Below are 15,135 nucleotides of genomic sequence, written 5' to 3'. Positions count from 1 at the left end.
CCCACGCGCCCGGCGAGGGTGTCACCCTGTCATCGCTGGAGTGACTTCCAGAACGTGTAGTGGTGGTCGGCGGCGAAGTCGGTGCGGCCGATGCCGTCCTTCCCGGAGGCGAGCTTCTGGACGTAGGCGTCGCGCGGCGTGAACCGCTGCCACGCCGGCGTACCGTGCCCGCCGGGCCGCCCGGTGTGCGCGAAGCGGCTCCAGTAGGAGATCACCGTGTCCGAGAGCCCGGCTTGGCGCTCGTTGAGCGGCTCGAACAGGTCGTTCTCGAAGAGGTACGCGAGGTCGATCATGTGCCCGGTGCCGAGGGAGAAGCTCTTCGGCCTGGGGAAGCCCTTGAAGTACGGGGCGTCGGCGTCGGCGAAGTCGTACGCGTACACCGGCACGTGGCGGGCCAGCGCGCGCTGGGTGTCGAGGGCGGCGGTCGACCACTCGGAGTCGGTGAGCACTGCCGCGAGCGTGGCACCAGGCGAGCCGTGGCTCCCGGCGGGGTATTCGGAGAGCACCGCCGCCGCGTCGGCACCGAACGCCTTTTCGACCTTCGCGGCGTAGCCCTCGGCAGTGAGCGGCTTGCCGGTCATCGCCTCCTCGGCACCGACCAGTCCGCTCATCTCGTCGTGCGTGGAGCCGTGCAGCACCGGCACCCGGTGGAACCTGCCGGTGGCGAGGGCACGCGCCGGGGCCAGTGGCAGGACCGTGCCGTCGACAACCGGACGGTAGCCCTCGTGACCTGCGGCGGTGGCCTTGACCAGGTCGCCCGTCTTCGCGCGCCGCAGGCACGCGTCGGCGCCGGCCACGTCATCGCAGCGGAGGGCCTTGGCGGTGGCGATGCCGTTGTCATGCGCCTGCTTCACCGACATCGAGCCGTCCTTCCCGGCGCATCCCGCGCTCTGGACGATCGCCTTGGCGAACAGGCCGCGAGCGCCGGGTGACGCGAGCTGAGCGCAGACGCTGTACCCGCCGCCCGACTGGCCCATGATCGTCACATTGCGGGCGTCGCCGCCGAACGCGGCCGCGTTGCGCCGCACCCACCTGAGCGCCGCCTGCTGGTCCTGGAGCCCCAGGTTGGCCGGTGCGCGCAGGCCCGGGTGGGAGAGGAAACCGAAGGCGCCCAGCCGGTAGTTGATGGTCACGACGACCGCCTTGCCCCTGGTCGCCAGCTTGGCGGCCTTGTAGGTCGCCCCGTCGCCGTAGACGAAGCTGCCGCCGTGGATCCACACGATCACCGGCAGGCGTTTCGCGGCCTTCGCCGGGGTCGTCACGTTCAGGTACAGGCAGTCCTCGCCGTTCGTCCCGGGCACGGCGATCGGCTGGTCGGAGGGTTGCGGACAGGCGCTGCGCGGCTGCCGCGCGTCCAAGGGGGCCGACCATGGCGTGACCGGGCGCGGTGACTTCCACCGCAGGTCATCGACCGGTGGCGAAGCGTACGGGATGCCCTGGAACGTACGGACGTCTCCGGAGATCGCGCCCCGCACCGGGCCCTCAACGGTCGTGACCCGCGTGGGGTCGGCCGGTGCCGCGGTGGCGGAACCCGCCGCGACCGTGCCGCCGAGGGTCGCAGCGACCGCGACGGTGGCTGCGGTGGCACAACGCGCCTTCTTGCTCATCTTCGTACTCAATTCCTGCTCCCAACCGGGCTTGCTCTGTCAGTGGGAGGACCGTAGCCCGGATTTGGGCAAATGCGCAAGACGTACGTACAAGGCGACCGCGTAAGACGGTCGTTCCAGATCGTTGGTAGTGTCGTGCCATGGGCAACCGGGAGAAGCTGCTTGAGGCCGCCAAGCAGTGCTTGTTCGAGAAGGGCTACGAGCGCACGACCGTGCGCGACCTCGCCTCGGCGGCGGGCGTGAGCATGGCCGCCATCGGCTACCACTTCGGATCGAAGGAGGCGCTGTTGAACGAGGCGCTCTTCCAGGCGCTCGACGGCGGCGACGCGTTCATCGGCGAGCACGAGGAGGCCGGGGACGCGGCGGCCTTCGCCGCTCTCTGGCGGCGCTTGGTCGCGTCGTTCTCGACCAACCGGACTTTCTGGATCGCCAATCTCGAGACCGTGCTGCGGGCGCAACGGGATCCGGAGTTGCGCGCGCAGATGGCCGCGGGTCAGGGGCAGGGGCGCAGCGGCATGGCGCGTGTGGTCACGGGTGAGGCGGAGGAGGAACTGCTCGAAGAGACCGTCCGTTCACTCGGATCGGTGCAGCTCGCCCTGGTCAGCGGTGTGATGATGCAGCACCTCACCGACCCCGAGTCCGCCCCGACCGCCGAGGAGATCCTGGCTGGCCTGCGCGCCCTGAGCGCTTATCTGCCCCCGGAGTAGCTCCACCGGCAGCTCACCCGCGCGCGGGCTGAGCTATGGCGGCCCGCCGCCCTCATCATCGACTGGGCCAGATTCGCGGCGCCAGGCGTTCTGGGATGCCCTCCGGGTCGGGACCGGCTTCGAACGCATCCCCGGATCGCTGGCGAAAGCGCCTGACCTGGTTAGACAGGCCGGGCTGGTCGGGGCGCTGCGTCAGATCAGGTCGTGCTCGCCGCTCTTGATTCGGCGGGCGAGGTCGCACCAGCCGGAGGCGGTGAGCGTGACCTTGGGGCCGGCCGGGTCCTTGGAGTCCCGCACAGCGATCACGGCGGCGACGTTGGCGACCTCGACGCACTCGCCGCCCTGGCCGCCGCTGTAGCTGCTCTTGCGCCACCGGGCGGTGGGCATTTCCGGGTTCACGTGTAGCCCTCCAAAGCTGTCGTGATCACGTCGATGGACTCGGCGCGTGTCAGCGCCTCCCCAAGGACTAGATCGAAGCGTAGCCCCGCGTCGGCAACCTCGTCCGGGGCCTGGAGGACCACTCCTACGCCCGTGCCTTCGAAGTAGGCAACATCTGGCCCGTCCGCGAAGCTGAGGACGGTGAATGATCCATCGGTGCTCGCCCAACTGATCCGCTCGAACGGCAGGACGCGAAGTTGGACGTTGACGGCGTGAGTGGCGACGTCCAGCAAGTAGATGAGCTGGTCGTGCATCACCTTAGGGCCGCCGACAGGGCGGCGGAGTACCGACTCGTCCAGAATGACACTCATGCGGGGAGGGTTGTCACGGGCAAGGATGCTCTGTCGGGCCAACCGGGCCCTTACACGATCCTCCAGCTTGGCGCGGACCTGACCGGCGCCCATGAGGGCTCGTGCGTAGTCCTCGGTTTGCAGCAGTCCCGGAACAACCTGTGCGCAGAATGACCGGACCGCGTTCGCCTGCGCCTCAAGGACCTGGAAAACATCGAAGCCGAGCGGTAGGTCTGTGCGTGGGCGCTTTCCGAGGTCCTCGACAGCTTCTGCGATGGCCTGGAACACCTCGTACAGCCCGTAGTAGGTGTCGAGATCGCGGGCAGTGTCGAGGGATGGCTTCTGGCCGCCGCTCTCCAGCTTCTCAATCCATTGCGGGGAGCATCCCAACGCTTCGGCGAGTTTCGGCCGCGAGAGCTTGCGGTGGTCTCGGTAACCACGGAGCAGGCGTGCGAACAACTCGATCAGTGGGTCGCGGGCAAGGCCGCCGCCGTCGTGCTCGTTGGGCATGGAGGGTGTCCCGTAGTAGGCCTCGCCCGAATCCTGGTAGGGCATCCCGCCGGGCGAGGTGGCGCCTGCGTGTTGTTGCTATGTAGCGGAGCGTAGCTCCATCGGGCGAGCCTGGTCACACGGTTCCGGTAGTCACATCAACCGCGAAGGTTTCCTCCGTCATGACCAAGCATTCCCACACCGAGCTTCAAGCCCTTGCCCAGCTCCGCGCCGACTTCCCGGGGTGGCGGTTCCTGCTCAGCGATCGGCGCCGTTGGTGGGCGATGCGTGGACCGTTGCCACCCGATCGGGTGAGCGAGGTCGACGCGCTCGACGCAGACTCTCCGGAGAAGCTGCGCGCCGAGCTGGGGAAGGTCGGCCGATGACGGCGCGGGAGGTGCGACGTATTCCGGTCGCTGTGCCGCCGCCGATCTCGTGGGGGGCGCGGTGGCGGGCGCGCCGGAATCTGACCAAGCTTGCCCGCGCTCTGCATGGCGACGGCTGGACCACCGTACGGAAGTACGAGGAGAACCCACCGAGGCTTCGAGTGTTCCTGGCGGAGGTGCCGTGCGTCGGTGAGACCGTGACCGTCATCCAGGGGTGGTCGAAGTGGGGCTTCGTGACGAGCGCGGGCTTGTGGGTCGGGCCGTGCCGGGAGCCGGAGTACGCGGCCGGTGAGGTGGCGCATCTGCTCAAGCCATGGGTGAAGGCCGCGCCCATCCCGCGTGAGGTAGCACCGTTCCCCCGAATCTGGTCGAGGTGACGGCCGGTGGATGCCGGTCGAGCAGCTCCGGGAGGACCTGGAGCGGGACGCGGCGGGCATGACCGGGTTCGCGCGGACTGCCCTGTTGAGTGCCTGGGCTTGTCGGTGCGGGTGCTCAACGTCCTTGCCCGCCCGCATGGTGACCCGGGTGGCCAGGGGCAGGGGCGCAGCGGCATGGCGCGTGTGGTCACGGGTGAGGCGGAGGGCCTGTCCGAGGAACGCGGAACCGCCCCGCCGATCGGATCGGCGGGGCGGTTTTGCGGAGGAGGAGCGGGCGGTCAGTGGCTCAGGGCCGGGGCGATCTTCTCCTCGGCCGGGGCCGGGGCCGTCTCATCCGGGGTGGTCTTCTTCTTGTCGCGCATCACCAGGAAGGCCAGGACCGCTGCGGCGACTACGCCGGCGGCGCTGATGGTGAAGGCGCTGGACATCGCGGTGGTGAAGGCCTCGCGGGCAGTGCCGGCCAGCCCGCTGTCACCGAGGGCGAGGGCCTCGCTGATGTTGTGGCGGGCACCCTCCGGAGCGTCGTCCGGCATGGAGCCGGTGTAGGCGCTCGCCACCACGCTGCCGAGGACCGCGATGCCGAGGGCGGCACCGGCCTGCTGGATGGTGTCGTTGAGGGCGGAGCCGACGCCGGCCTGCTCGGCGGGAACGGCGCCCATCAGGGCGGCGACGATCGCGGGCTGGGCGAGCCCGGCGCCGGCGCCGAAGACCAGCAGCGCGATGGCGACCTTGGCGAAGCCGTCGTCGGCGGACAGCGTGGCCAGCATCCCGAAGCCGGCGGCGACGCCGAGCATGCCGACCGCGGCGGGCACCCGGTTGCCGATCTTGTTGCCGAGGGCGGCGCCCAGGCCGTTGAAGAACAGCGACGAGACGGCCATCGGGATGAACGCGAGCCCGGCCTTGGTGGCCGAGAAGCCGAGGACGAACTGCAGGTACTGGGTCAGGACGAGCAGCAGGCCGCCGTTGCCGATCTGGACCAGGGTCAGCGAGAGGCTGCCACCGGAGAAGTTGCGGTCACGGAACAGCGTGAGCGGGACCATCGGCGCGTCGGTACGCATCTCCCAGATCACGAACGCGGTGAGAGAGGCCACGGCGATGCCGAACGCGGCGAGGGTGACGGGCGAGGTGAAGCCGTGCTTGGGGTATTCGATGATGGCCCAGACCAGGGACGTCATGCCGACCACAGAGAGGACGGTGCCGAGGGGGTCGGGCTTTTGCCAGGGGCCCTTGGACTCGGGCATGAGGACGAGGGCGGCGACGATGGCGGCGGCGGCGATCGGGACGTTGATCAGGAAGACCGCGCCCCACCAGAAGGCGGAGATGAGAGCGCCGCCGAGGATGGGGCCGCCGACCAGGCCGAGCATCGCGACGGCGGACCAGACGGCCATGGCCTTGCGGCGCTCCTCGTCGTCGAAGACGGTGATCAGGATCGACAGGGTGCTGGGCATGATCAGCGCGCCGCCGATGCCCATGGCGAACCGGGCCGCGATCAGCTGTTCGGGACTGGTCGCGAAGGTGGCGGCCAGTGAGGCGACTCCGAAGAGCGCCAGACCGATGATCATTATCCGGCGGCGGCCGAAGCGGTCGGACAGGCTGCCCGAGGTGAGCAGGAGTCCGGCGAAGACCAGGATGTAGGACTCCAGGATCCACTGGGCGTCCTGCGCGGTCGCGCCGATGTCCTCGGCCAGCGGCGGGATCGCCACGGTCAGGACCATGTTGTCGACCACCAGCACCAGCGTGCTCAGGCACAGCACGACAAGGATCCACCAGCGCCGTGGGTGGCGACCGTCCACTGCCTTCATTTGAACACCCCTCACTTAGTGGGAACGTCGTTCCCGTGTTGCGAACACTGTACGCATGAGGATAGTGGTTCGCAAGTGCGTACATCGTTCGCACGACGGGCGCTCTATTGTTCTGGTGTGCAGAAAGACGGCCTTCGGAAAGACGGTGGCCCGCGGCCCGCGTACCCGATCGCGTCGGTCGACAACGCCCTACGGCTGCTGACGCTGTTCAGAGAGAACGAGAAGGTGCGGTTGTCGGAGGCGCGGGAGTTCCTCGGCGTTGCGCACTCGACCGCGCATCGCCTGCTGGCGATGCTGGCCTACCACGGCTTCGTACGGCAGGAGCCGGACTCACGGGTGTACGTGGCGGGGCCCATGCTCGTGGAGATCGGGCTCTCGGCCGTCCGCAACATGGACATCCGGCTGCACGCCCGGCCGCTGCTGGAAGATCTCGCGGCCTGGGCAGGAGAGACGGTCCACCTGGTCGAACTCGAAGGGCCGATGGTCCGCTACCTGGACGCGGTGGAGAGCACCAGATCCCTGCGGGTGGCCGCACGTACCGGCAGCACGCTCGCGGCCAACTGCACGGCGTCCGGAAAGGCGATCCTGGCGGCCCTGCCTGAGGCCGAGGTCGCCGCGCTCTTCCCGGCCGGGCGGCCGCTGCCCAGGGAGACCGGGCGCTCCATCACCGATCCGGCGGAGCTGATGGCCGAGCTGGCCCGGGTGCGCGAGCGGGGCCACGCGGTCAACCACGAAGAGAGCGAGGACGGTGTCGCGTCCGTGGCGGTCGCGGTGCTCGGGCCGAACGGCAGGCCGGTCGCCGCGCTGGCGATCTCGGCGCCCGTCGCCCGGCTGTCCGGGGAACGCGCCGGGGACCTGGCCGCACATCTGGGCGAGGGGGCCGAGCGGCTGGCGCACCTGGTGGGCTTCGGTTCCGCCGCCTGATTCCGGCCCGTTCAGCGGACGCCGACGCCGCCGTCGGAGTGCACGATCGTCCCGGTGATGCCGCGGGCCCGGTCGGAGGCGAGGAACACGTAGCTCCCCGCGTGGTCCGCGCCGGTCAGCGCGACGGCGAGCGGCGTGCGGCTCTTGAGGTCCTCTTCGCGCCCGGGTGCGTCGCCGAGCCGCTGCTCGTCGAGGCCGAGACTGCGGGGTCCGGTGAGCTCGGTGCCGAGCGTTCCGCCCGGAGCCACACCGTTCACCCGTATGTCGGGCGCCAGTTCATGGGCGAGCGAGACGACACAACCGCGCACGGCGAACTTCGAGGCCACGTAGAGGACGCCGCCGCGCCCCGGATGGAAGCCCGACGTCGACACGGTGAGCACCACCGAGCCCTGCGATCGCCGCAGGTCGGGCAGCGCGGCCTTAACCGACACCAGGTGGCTCTTGACGTTGACGCGGAACGTCTCGTCGAACGCGTCGTCCAGCGTCGCGTCCTCCAGCTCGTTCAGGCCTCGGTAGAAGTCGAAGATCCCAACGCAGTTGACCAGGACGTCCAGCCCGCCGAACGCCTCGCGCACCGCCGCGACCGCCGTCCTGGTCTGGGGCAGGCTGGTGGCGTCGCCGTGGTTGACCAGGCAGTCGGGCAGCTCGTAGGCGAGCCGTTCGCACTTGGCCGGGTCGACCTCCAGCGCGGCGGTGCGGGCGCCTTCGGCGGCGAAGGCGTCGAGGACGGCGCGGCCGATGCCCGAGCCCGCACCGACCACCAGTGCGCGTTTGCCGTTGAGCCAGCCCATCAGCCGGCGGCCAGGAGCCGGGAAAAGAGATCGTGGTCCTGCCCGGCGAGTGCCTCCAGCTCCAGCGGGCAGAGCAGGATCTCCCGGTCCGCGCGCGGCGCACGGATGCGGAGCCGTGTGCCGTTGCGGGTCTCGACCTTCTCGACGAGGACTTCGGCGAACTCGTTGGCGATCACGATGGGCTCGTTCACGGGAACTCTGCCCAGAGAAGACCTGTTCATAGGAACAGGGCCAGGTTCTGGGTGCGGAGGACGGACTCGTCGACGGTGATCTCGCGGCGGGCGAGCCGGTGGCCGTCCGGTGCCGGACGGAGGATGTCGGCCCGGCCGGCTGACAGCAGGTCGTGGTCGCGGGTGTCGCCGCGGCTGCGGAAGAGCAGGAGGTACGACTCGACGCGGAGCTCGCCGTGACCCGTGCGGAACGTGCGGACGTTGGTGACCAGGCGCCGGGTGCGCGATGGCGGATCCTCCGTCCACGCGTGCTGGGTGCCGAACCGTTCGACGCGCTTGCGCAGGGCGTACATGTCCTCGTCGAAGTGGCCCATGTCGGCGAGCGAGTCGAAGCCCGCGCCGCGAGCGGTGGTGACCCTGACGGGCATCACGTACCGGATGTCCTCGGCCAGCAGGCGCAGCCAGCCAGCGAAGTCCTGGCGGTCGAGCGTCGCCGCCTCCTCGACGAGGAACTGGTGTGCGTCCTGATGGTCGGGGTCGGTGTAGCGAAGCGGCACGTTCACGTTCGCCGTATTCGTCTCAGTGGTGCCGGTCATCGCGCGGCCCCCATGTCGGCCGAGGTGTGCACGGGTGGCGGCCTGAGCAGATGGTCGCCCCACATGGACAACCAGTGCCGCTGGTTGAACTCGCCGAAGCCCTGGTAGGCGGTGCCGGGGCCGGAGAAGCCCGCGAGCGGCGGCTTGAGCGGTTTGCCGGCGGACGTCAACCCCATCCGGCTGTTGAGATTGAGCCGCCGCGCCATGGTGCCCGCCGCGACGTCGGTGATCGACACCCAGTTCTCGACGTCGTCCTGTTCGAACATGCCCGAGCTGCCGAAGCACATCACGTACGCCTTGTAGGAGTCGCGCTTGAACGGCTCGGGCGCGGCGGCGTCCACGGCGAACCACGAGAGCACCTCCGTCTCGTTCGCCGAGACGGGCTGCCACTGGCGCAGCGAGATGAACGGCACGACGGTGCCGCTGTCGTCGATCTTCGGCCAGTTGTGCACGAGGCTGAGGTTGGGGAAGAGCGTCGCCGCGGAGATCATGAAGCCGTCGTTCTCGACCAGCCCGCGCTGGGCCCGCGTCCACGCCCCCCGCATACGCGTGATCATCTCGTCGGGATAACCGACATGGCGGAGCCTGGTGGTGAGATCGCCCGGCGGGAGCTTGTACGTGGTGCCCGCGCCGGGTCCCGCGGTGTAGAGGGCGCCCTCCTTGCGTTTGTTCGCCTTGGGCTCGCGGAAGAGCCCGATGTCGACGACGCTCGCGTGGGTGTGGGGCGTGTGGTAACTGTCGCCGGCGAAGTTCTCCGCGCCGATCTTCCAGTTGGCCTTGATGCGCCAGCGCTGCGGGCCGCGGAGCTCCAGGCCCGCCGGGCTCTGCCGCGCGTAGAGGTCCAGGTAGAACGCGAAGTCACCGAGGTGGTCGCGCAGCGGCGGCGCATCCGGGTCGAGGCTGATGAAGATCAACCCCTGGTGGACGTCCAGGGCCGGGGCCGGAAGCAGGCTCTGCCCCTCCTTGGCGAACCCGTCCTCGCCGCCGTACGCGTCCACGTGGAACGGCAGGCCGACCAGCCGTCCGTCGTTGCGGTACGTCCACGCGTGGTACGGGCACCGGAAGTGCGAGGCGTTGCCCATCTCTGCCCGGCACACCTGCATGCCGCGATGCAGGCACATGTTGAACATGGCCCGCACCGTGCCGTCCTCGTCCCGGGCGACGATGAACGAGTCCGCGAGAACGCGCCGCACGACGTAGTCGCCGGGCTCGGGGATCTCCGACTCGTGGGCGAGGAAGACCCAGGCGCGGGAGAACAGCCGGTCACGTTCCAGCGCGAAGATCTCAGGATCGTTGTAGACGTGCGCGGGGATCATGCCGCGCCGGACGTCGGCGACGACGGCCGCAACATCGAGCACTGGTCGACCTTCTTTCAATTGACCTTCCGTCAGAGGGAGAGGCCGGCGTGGGCCAGCCTCGCCAGGTGATGACGCCATACGGACTCTTCGTTGAGGGTCGAGCCCAGGTCGGGGAGTTCGGCGATGTCCGCGGCGGGCATGTCGGGCGGGACGGCGCCGCCCGCCTGGGCGGCGCCTGCCTGCGCGGCGTCGAGGGTGATGCGCGCGAGCGCTTCGAGGTTGAGGGCGCGCACGACGGCTTGCGCGATCGTGGCGCCCGTCGTCGTGACGCCGTGCCCGCGAAGCACGCACACGGGCGCCGGCCCCATCGCGCTGAGCATTTCCTTCGCCAGGTCGGTGCGCCGGATCAGCACCCCGCGCGGGTAGACCGGGATGCCGCCGGCCGCCAGCCGCATCGCCGGGATGTTGAACGCGCCGACGATGGGGCGAAGGCGCAGACCTGCCAGGTCGGCTGCGACGACGGCCGGCGGGTGCGCGTGGACCACGGCCGTGACGTCGGGGCGGTGGCGCAGGGTCTCGGCGTGGATGGGCAGCTCGCTGGGCACCGCGTATCCGCCGGGCAGGGCGTCGTACGGGCCGTCGAGGTCGACCAGGTGCACGTCTTCCGGCGTGGTGAAGAGCAGGCCGGACTCCCGAGGGCCGCGGCACCGGATCAGCATCCGCCCGGTGCCCGCGCGGACGCTGACGTGTCCGAGGACGTCGGCGGCCAGGCCGTGGAACGCGAGCACCCGGCAGGCGAGGGCGATGTCGCGTCGCACCCCGGCCAGCTCCATCATTGAAAGTCTGTCTTACAGAAATCTCTTCTGCAATGACGCCGGGGTGACCACGATTTACACCTGATGGCGATTCATCGGTAACGATGGGCGCCTTCGTTCCACTTCCTGGTGATGGAGAACACGGGACGGATGGACGGAGGTGCGGGCGATGGCCGATGAGGCCGGTGATACCGAGAGCGCGCAGCGCTTCACGGTGATCTATGACGCCTGCCGTCAGCGCGTGTGGGCCTATGCGGCCAGCCGTGCCGGGCACCATGCCGCCGACGAGGTCGTGAGCGAGACCTTCGCGGTGGCGTGGCGGCGGCTCAAGGATGTGCCCGAGCCTGCATTGCCCTGGCTGCTCGGCGTCGCTCGCAATGTGCTGCGCGACAACTACCGGGCCGAGGCCCGGCGGGAGGCGTTCAAAGCCGAACTGCGGAGGTGGAGCCGACCGGCCGAAGGGGACCTCGCCGAGGGGGTGGCGGAACGGCTCGCGGTGCTGCGGGCCATGGCCACGCTCTCGGAGGACGACCGGGAGATCTTGATCCTGGTCGCCTGGGAGGGACTGTCGCCGCGCGACGCGGCCCGTGTCGTGCGGTGCTCGCCCGCTGCGCTGCGCGTACGGCTGCACCGGGCGCGCAAGCGGCTGCTGCGCGCGGTCGAGGAGCCGGGACCCGGAGCGGCCCCCGCCGTCCGTGCCCGTGTCGGGATCACCAGTGAGGAGTTGTCATGACGCGAGACGTGCTGCGCATGCTGGCGGAGGCCCGGCCGCAGGAACTCGACCCGGAGGCGCCGGTCGACGAGGGCACGCGGAGGGCCGAACTGACGCGGGCGATGACGGCGCCGCCTCGTTCGACCCGTGTGGAGGCGGTGGCCCCGGCGCGGCGCCGCGTACGTCCGATGTGGGGGCTGGGCCTGGTCGGAGCGGCCGCCGCGGCCGCGCTCGTGGTGGCCACGACCGCCACCGGCCCCGGGGATCCGGGCACGGTGGCGGGCCCGAAGACCGGTGGCACACCGAAGGGGGAGGCCCGGACCCCGGTGACCATGAACGCGCAGACGGTGCTGCTGTCCGCCGCGGCCGGCGCAGACAAGGAGGCCCTCACGACGGGTGCCTACTGGCACGTCCTGAGGACTAACCGGGCCCACCACCAGGTGGGCAAGGGCGAGAACCGCTACATGATCGTCACCACGGACACCGACGAGGGCTGGACGCCGAACAAGCCCGGCGGCAAGGCCTGGGGGCGGCAGCAGTACCTGGGTGCCAAGCCGCTGACCGCGAAGGACGTCGCCGCCTGGCAGCGCGCGGGCTCGCCGAGCTCGTTCAAGATCGACTTTTCCACCAGGGGCGGGACCGTGAAGCCGGCGAACTACGAGGTCGCGCCGGGCAAGGCCCGGACCAGCAGCTCGAAGCTGGTGAACGACGACAAGGTCTTCTGGCTGGGGCGCAACGTCACCATGAAGGACCTGCGGGACCTGCCCGCCGATCCCAAGCGGCTGAAGGCCTCGCTGCTCAGATGGTACGGCGGGCACAGCACCGAGACGACGAGCGAGCCGATGAAGGCCGACGACTGGCTCTGGGCGGTGACCAAGGGCCTGATCACCGACATGCCGGTCACGCCGCAGGTGCGGGCGGGCGCCTTCCGGATGCTCGCGCAGCTCAAGTCGATCAAGGCCGTCGGGCCGGTGCAGGACGGCGCGGGCCGTACCGGGACCGCCCTGGTCCTCCTCGAGCGCACGAAGAACTACGGCACGCTGGAGCACCGGCTGATCATCGATGAGGCGCGCGGCCGGGCGCTGGGCTACGACATCGTCAGCCTGAAGCCGAGCGGGGCCGACGCGATGCCCGCCGGTTCGCTGCTGTCCTCGTCGACCATCGACGAGGCCGGCTGGACCAACGTGGCGCCGACCAAGGCCGACGCCGCGGGAGGCTGATCGCAGGAGGTTGATCGCGGAGTCGGATCCGGAGGCAGGCCGATCGCGAGGTCGGATCCGGAGGCAGGCCGACCGCAGGGCCGGATTCGGGGCGCTCTCCTTGCCGTTGGGCGAGGGGGCGCCCCGTTCGGCGTTGGCGAGTACTCCGGGGTTGCAAGGGCATTGCGGTGGGCATCGGTACGCGTATATAAGCGGTCGAAAGATCGTGGATCCGCGGTCGGGGCGTGGGCGGGGCCGGGACGGCTATGACGCATAAGCTACTGCCGAGTAGTATTCGGGCCCCGGATGAAGTGCAGTCTGTCGCGAGCCCTACGCTGACAGCCATCGCCCGTACCTCAGGAGGACGGAAGTGTTCTGGCTCACATTGATCATTGGGCTCGCCGGCACGGCGGTCGCGTTGGCGCTCGCCGGTCGGCGGGTGCTGTTCCTGTGGAAACTGTTCAAGAGCGGCCAGCCCGACCCCGACCGCGTCCTGCAGGTCAAGCGTGACCCCAAGGCCGATGTCGAGGGCCAGGTCGTCGAGGTCATGGGGCAGAAGAAGCTGCTCAAGTGGACCGTCGCGGGTCTCGCGCACGCCGCGGTCATGTGGGCCTTCATCCTGCTCGTCACCGTCTACCTGGAGGCGGGCGTCGCGCTGCTCTTCGGGCTCGACAAGCACATCCCTTTCCTGCAGAGCTGGGGCCCGATCGGGTTCGTCCAGGACACCATCGCGCTCCTGTGCGTAGCCGGTCTGGTCACGTTCGCGATCATCCGGTTCAAGAACGCCCCGAAGAAGCTGGGCCGCAAGTCCCGCTTCAGCGGATCGCACCTGGGCGGCGCCTGGGTCATCCTCTTCATGATCTTCAACGTCATCTGGACGATGTTCTTCTTCCGGGGCGTCGCGTCGGCCAGCGGCAACCTCGCGTACGGCAAGGGCGCGTACTTCTCCTACCTCACCGGCAAGCTCTTCGAGGGCATGAGCCACGACACCCTCGAAGTGCTGGAGTCGGTCGGCCTGCTGCTCCACATCGGCGTGGCGCTGGTCTTCCTCGTCATCGTCGTCAACTCCAAGCACCTGCACATCTTCATCGCGCCGCTGAACGTCATGTTCAAGCGCCGCCCCGACGGCCTGGGCCCCGTGCAGCCGATGATGTCGAACGGCAAGCCGCTCGACTTCGAGGAGGCCGACCCGGACGAGGACACCTTCGGCCGCGGCAAGATCGAGGACTTCACCTGGAAGGGCCTCCTCGACATGGCCACCTGCACCGAGTGCGGGCGTTGCCAGTCGCAGTGCCCAGCCTGGAACACCGGCAAGCCGCTGTCGCCCAAGATGGTGATCCTGGACCTGCGCGACCACGCGTTCCACAAGGCTCCGTACATGCTCGCCTCCGAGGAGGAGCGGGAGAAGTTCACCGACGAGCAGAAGCTCGCCATGGAGGTCGACAAGGAGCTCGTCGGCGAGGACGGCGTCATCCACCCGGATGTCCTCTGGTCCTGCACCAACTGCGGTGCGTGCGTCGAGCAGTGCCCTGTCGACATCGAGCACATCGACCACATCCTCGACATGCGCCGCTTCCAGGTGATGATCGAGTCCTCGTTCCCGAGCGAGGCCGGCGTCATGCTGAAGAACCTCGAGAACAAGGGCAACCCGTGGGGCATGTCCGAGATGAAGCGGCTCGAGTGGATCGAGGAGCTGGACTTCGAGGTCGAGGTCATCGACGAGAAGATGCCCGAGGACGTCGAGTACCTGTTCTGGGTCGGCTGCGCCGGGGCCCTGGAGGACCGGGCCAAGAAGACGACCAAGGCGGTCGCGGAGCTGCTGCACATCGCGGGCGTCAAGTTCGGCGTGCTCGGCCCGATGGAGGCCTGCACCGGTGACCCGGCGCGGCGCCTGGGCATGGAGTTCGTCTTCCAGATGCTCGGCCAGCAGAACGTCGAGACACTGAACGAGGCGGGCGTCAAAAAGATCGTCGCCACCTGCCCGCACTGCTTCAACACGCTGGCCAACGAGTACCCGCAGATCGGCGGCCAGTACGAGGTCGTGCACCACACCCAGCTGCTCGCGCACCTGGTCGACGAGGGCAAGCTCACCCCGGTCACCCCGATCGAGGAGAGCATCACCTACCACGACCCCTGCTTCCTGGGCCGCCACAACAAGGTCTACAAGCAGCCGCGCGACATCATGGCCAAGGTGCCGGGCGTCAAGACGCAGGAGATGCACCGGCACAAGGACCGCGGCTTCTGCTGTGGCGCCGGTGGTGCGCGGATGTGGATGGAAGAGCGCATCGGCAAGCGCATCAACACCGAGCGCGTGGACGAGGCGCTGGAGACCAACCCGGACACCGTCTCCACGGCCTGCCCGTTCTGCCTGGTGATGCTGGGCGACGCCATCAACGAGAAGAAGAACGAGGGCGCCGCCAAGGAGTCGCTGGAAGTCGTCGACGTCTCCCAGCTCCTCATCCGCTCCATCAAGGGCGAGGGTGCCGCCCCGACCGAGAAGGAGCCGGTCGGAGCCGAGTAGCAGCCGAGTAGGG

At 69.3% G+C, this 15,135-nt stretch carries 16 protein-coding genes; 7 read left to right on the top strand and 9 right to left on the bottom strand.

Annotation, left to right across the window (positions count from 1 at the left end):
- Positions 1–29: 29 nt before the first annotated feature.
- Entirely contained in the window at positions 30–1,607 is a 1,578-nt protein-coding gene (locus tag F8566_RS17025) for a carboxylesterase/lipase family protein (RefSeq protein ID WP_151561213.1), read from the bottom strand.
- 140 nt (positions 1,608–1,747) lie between these two features.
- Between F8566_RS17025 and F8566_RS17020 the strand changes: the two genes are divergently transcribed.
- Positions 1,748–2,314, top strand: a complete 567-nt coding sequence (locus F8566_RS17020) for a TetR/AcrR family transcriptional regulator (protein WP_151561212.1) — start codon at positions 1,748–1,750, stop codon at positions 2,312–2,314.
- Positions 2,315–2,506: 192 nt separating this feature from the next.
- Here F8566_RS17020 and F8566_RS17015 read toward each other — a convergent pair whose 3' ends face one another.
- On the bottom strand, positions 2,507–2,713 hold the full coding sequence (locus F8566_RS17015; RefSeq protein WP_318836416.1) for a DUF397 domain-containing protein: 207 nt from the start codon (positions 2,711–2,713) through the stop codon (positions 2,507–2,509).
- Entirely contained in the window at positions 2,710–3,597 is an 888-nt protein-coding gene (locus F8566_RS17010; RefSeq protein ID WP_151561211.1) for a helix-turn-helix domain-containing protein, read from the bottom strand. The genes F8566_RS17015 and F8566_RS17010 overlap by 4 nt, the downstream gene beginning before the upstream one ends.
- A gap of 116 nt (positions 3,598–3,713) precedes the next feature.
- Between F8566_RS17010 and F8566_RS17005 the strand changes: the two genes are divergently transcribed.
- Both F8566_RS17005 and F8566_RS17000 read left to right on the top strand, forming a co-directional pair.
- Complete coding sequence (locus tag F8566_RS17005) at positions 3,714–3,917, top strand: hypothetical protein (protein WP_151561210.1); 204 nt, start codon at positions 3,714–3,716, stop codon at positions 3,915–3,917.
- The gene (locus F8566_RS17000) at positions 3,914–4,294 is read left to right on the top strand and encodes a hypothetical protein (RefSeq protein ID WP_151561209.1); all 381 of its coding nucleotides are present in this window, start codon (positions 3,914–3,916) and stop codon (positions 4,292–4,294) included. The genes F8566_RS17005 and F8566_RS17000 overlap by 4 nt, the downstream gene beginning before the upstream one ends.
- Before the next feature lie 278 nt (positions 4,295–4,572).
- On the opposite strand, the gene F8566_RS16995 is transcribed toward F8566_RS17000, so the two are convergent.
- Positions 4,573–6,096 (bottom strand): MFS transporter, encoded by a 1,524-nt coding sequence (locus F8566_RS16995; protein WP_151561208.1) that lies wholly within the window; start codon positions 6,094–6,096, stop codon positions 4,573–4,575.
- Between the two features lie 117 nt (positions 6,097–6,213).
- On the opposite strand from F8566_RS16995, the gene F8566_RS16990 reads away from it, so the two are divergent.
- Positions 6,214–7,020: an IclR family transcriptional regulator gene (locus tag F8566_RS16990; RefSeq protein WP_192809705.1), complete on the top strand. Its 807-nt coding sequence runs from the start codon at positions 6,214–6,216 to the stop codon at positions 7,018–7,020.
- Positions 7,021–7,031: 11 nt separating this feature from the next.
- Here F8566_RS16990 and hcaB read toward each other — a convergent pair whose 3' ends face one another.
- From hcaB to F8566_RS16965, 5 genes are read right to left on the bottom strand one after another with little or no spacing between them, the layout of a single operon-like run.
- Positions 7,032–7,811 (bottom strand): 3-(cis-5,6-dihydroxycyclohexa-1,3-dien-1-yl)propanoate dehydrogenase, encoded by a 780-nt coding sequence (gene hcaB, locus F8566_RS16985; RefSeq protein ID WP_225993256.1) that lies wholly within the window; start codon positions 7,809–7,811, stop codon positions 7,032–7,034.
- Positions 7,811–8,002, bottom strand: coding sequence for a hypothetical protein (locus F8566_RS16980; RefSeq protein WP_151561205.1), 192 nt, complete (start codon positions 8,000–8,002; stop codon positions 7,811–7,813). Before F8566_RS16980 ends, hcaB begins: the two co-directional genes overlap by 1 nt.
- A gap of 26 nt (positions 8,003–8,028) precedes the next feature.
- The gene (locus tag F8566_RS16975) at positions 8,029–8,577 is read right to left on the bottom strand and encodes a 3-phenylpropionate/cinnamic acid dioxygenase subunit beta (RefSeq protein WP_151561204.1); all 549 of its coding nucleotides are present in this window, start codon (positions 8,575–8,577) and stop codon (positions 8,029–8,031) included.
- On the bottom strand, positions 8,574–9,935 hold the full coding sequence (locus F8566_RS16970; RefSeq protein ID WP_151561203.1) for a Rieske 2Fe-2S domain-containing protein: 1,362 nt from the start codon (positions 9,933–9,935) through the stop codon (positions 8,574–8,576). The genes F8566_RS16975 and F8566_RS16970 overlap by 4 nt, the downstream gene beginning before the upstream one ends.
- Before the next feature lie 29 nt (positions 9,936–9,964).
- The gene (locus F8566_RS16965) at positions 9,965–10,693 is read right to left on the bottom strand and encodes a class II aldolase/adducin family protein (RefSeq protein ID WP_225993255.1); all 729 of its coding nucleotides are present in this window, start codon (positions 10,691–10,693) and stop codon (positions 9,965–9,967) included.
- A gap of 166 nt (positions 10,694–10,859) precedes the next feature.
- Between F8566_RS16965 and F8566_RS16960 the strand changes: the two genes are divergently transcribed.
- The 3 genes from F8566_RS16960 to F8566_RS16950 all read left to right on the top strand — a co-directional run bounded on the left by F8566_RS16960 (position 10,860) and on the right by F8566_RS16950 (position 15,122).
- Positions 10,860–11,423, top strand: coding sequence for an RNA polymerase sigma factor (locus F8566_RS16960; RefSeq protein WP_151561201.1), 564 nt, complete (start codon positions 10,860–10,862; stop codon positions 11,421–11,423).
- Positions 11,420–12,622 carry a CU044_5270 family protein gene (locus tag F8566_RS16955; protein WP_151561200.1) on the top strand — a complete coding sequence of 401 codons (1,203 nt, stop codon included), beginning with the start codon at positions 11,420–11,422 and terminating at the stop codon, positions 12,620–12,622. Before F8566_RS16960 ends, F8566_RS16955 begins: the two co-directional genes overlap by 4 nt.
- 349 nt (positions 12,623–12,971) lie before the next feature.
- Positions 12,972–15,122 carry a (Fe-S)-binding protein gene (locus F8566_RS16950; protein ID WP_151561199.1) on the top strand — a complete coding sequence of 717 codons (2,151 nt, stop codon included), beginning with the start codon at positions 12,972–12,974 and terminating at the stop codon, positions 15,120–15,122.
- Positions 15,123–15,135 lie beyond the last annotated feature (13 nt).

It is taken from the genome of Actinomadura rudentiformis (assembly GCF_008923185.1).
Lineage (GTDB): Bacteria > Actinomycetota > Actinomycetes > Streptosporangiales > Streptosporangiaceae > Spirillospora > Spirillospora rudentiformis.
This window is presented reverse-complemented; position numbering and strand designations above follow the sequence as displayed.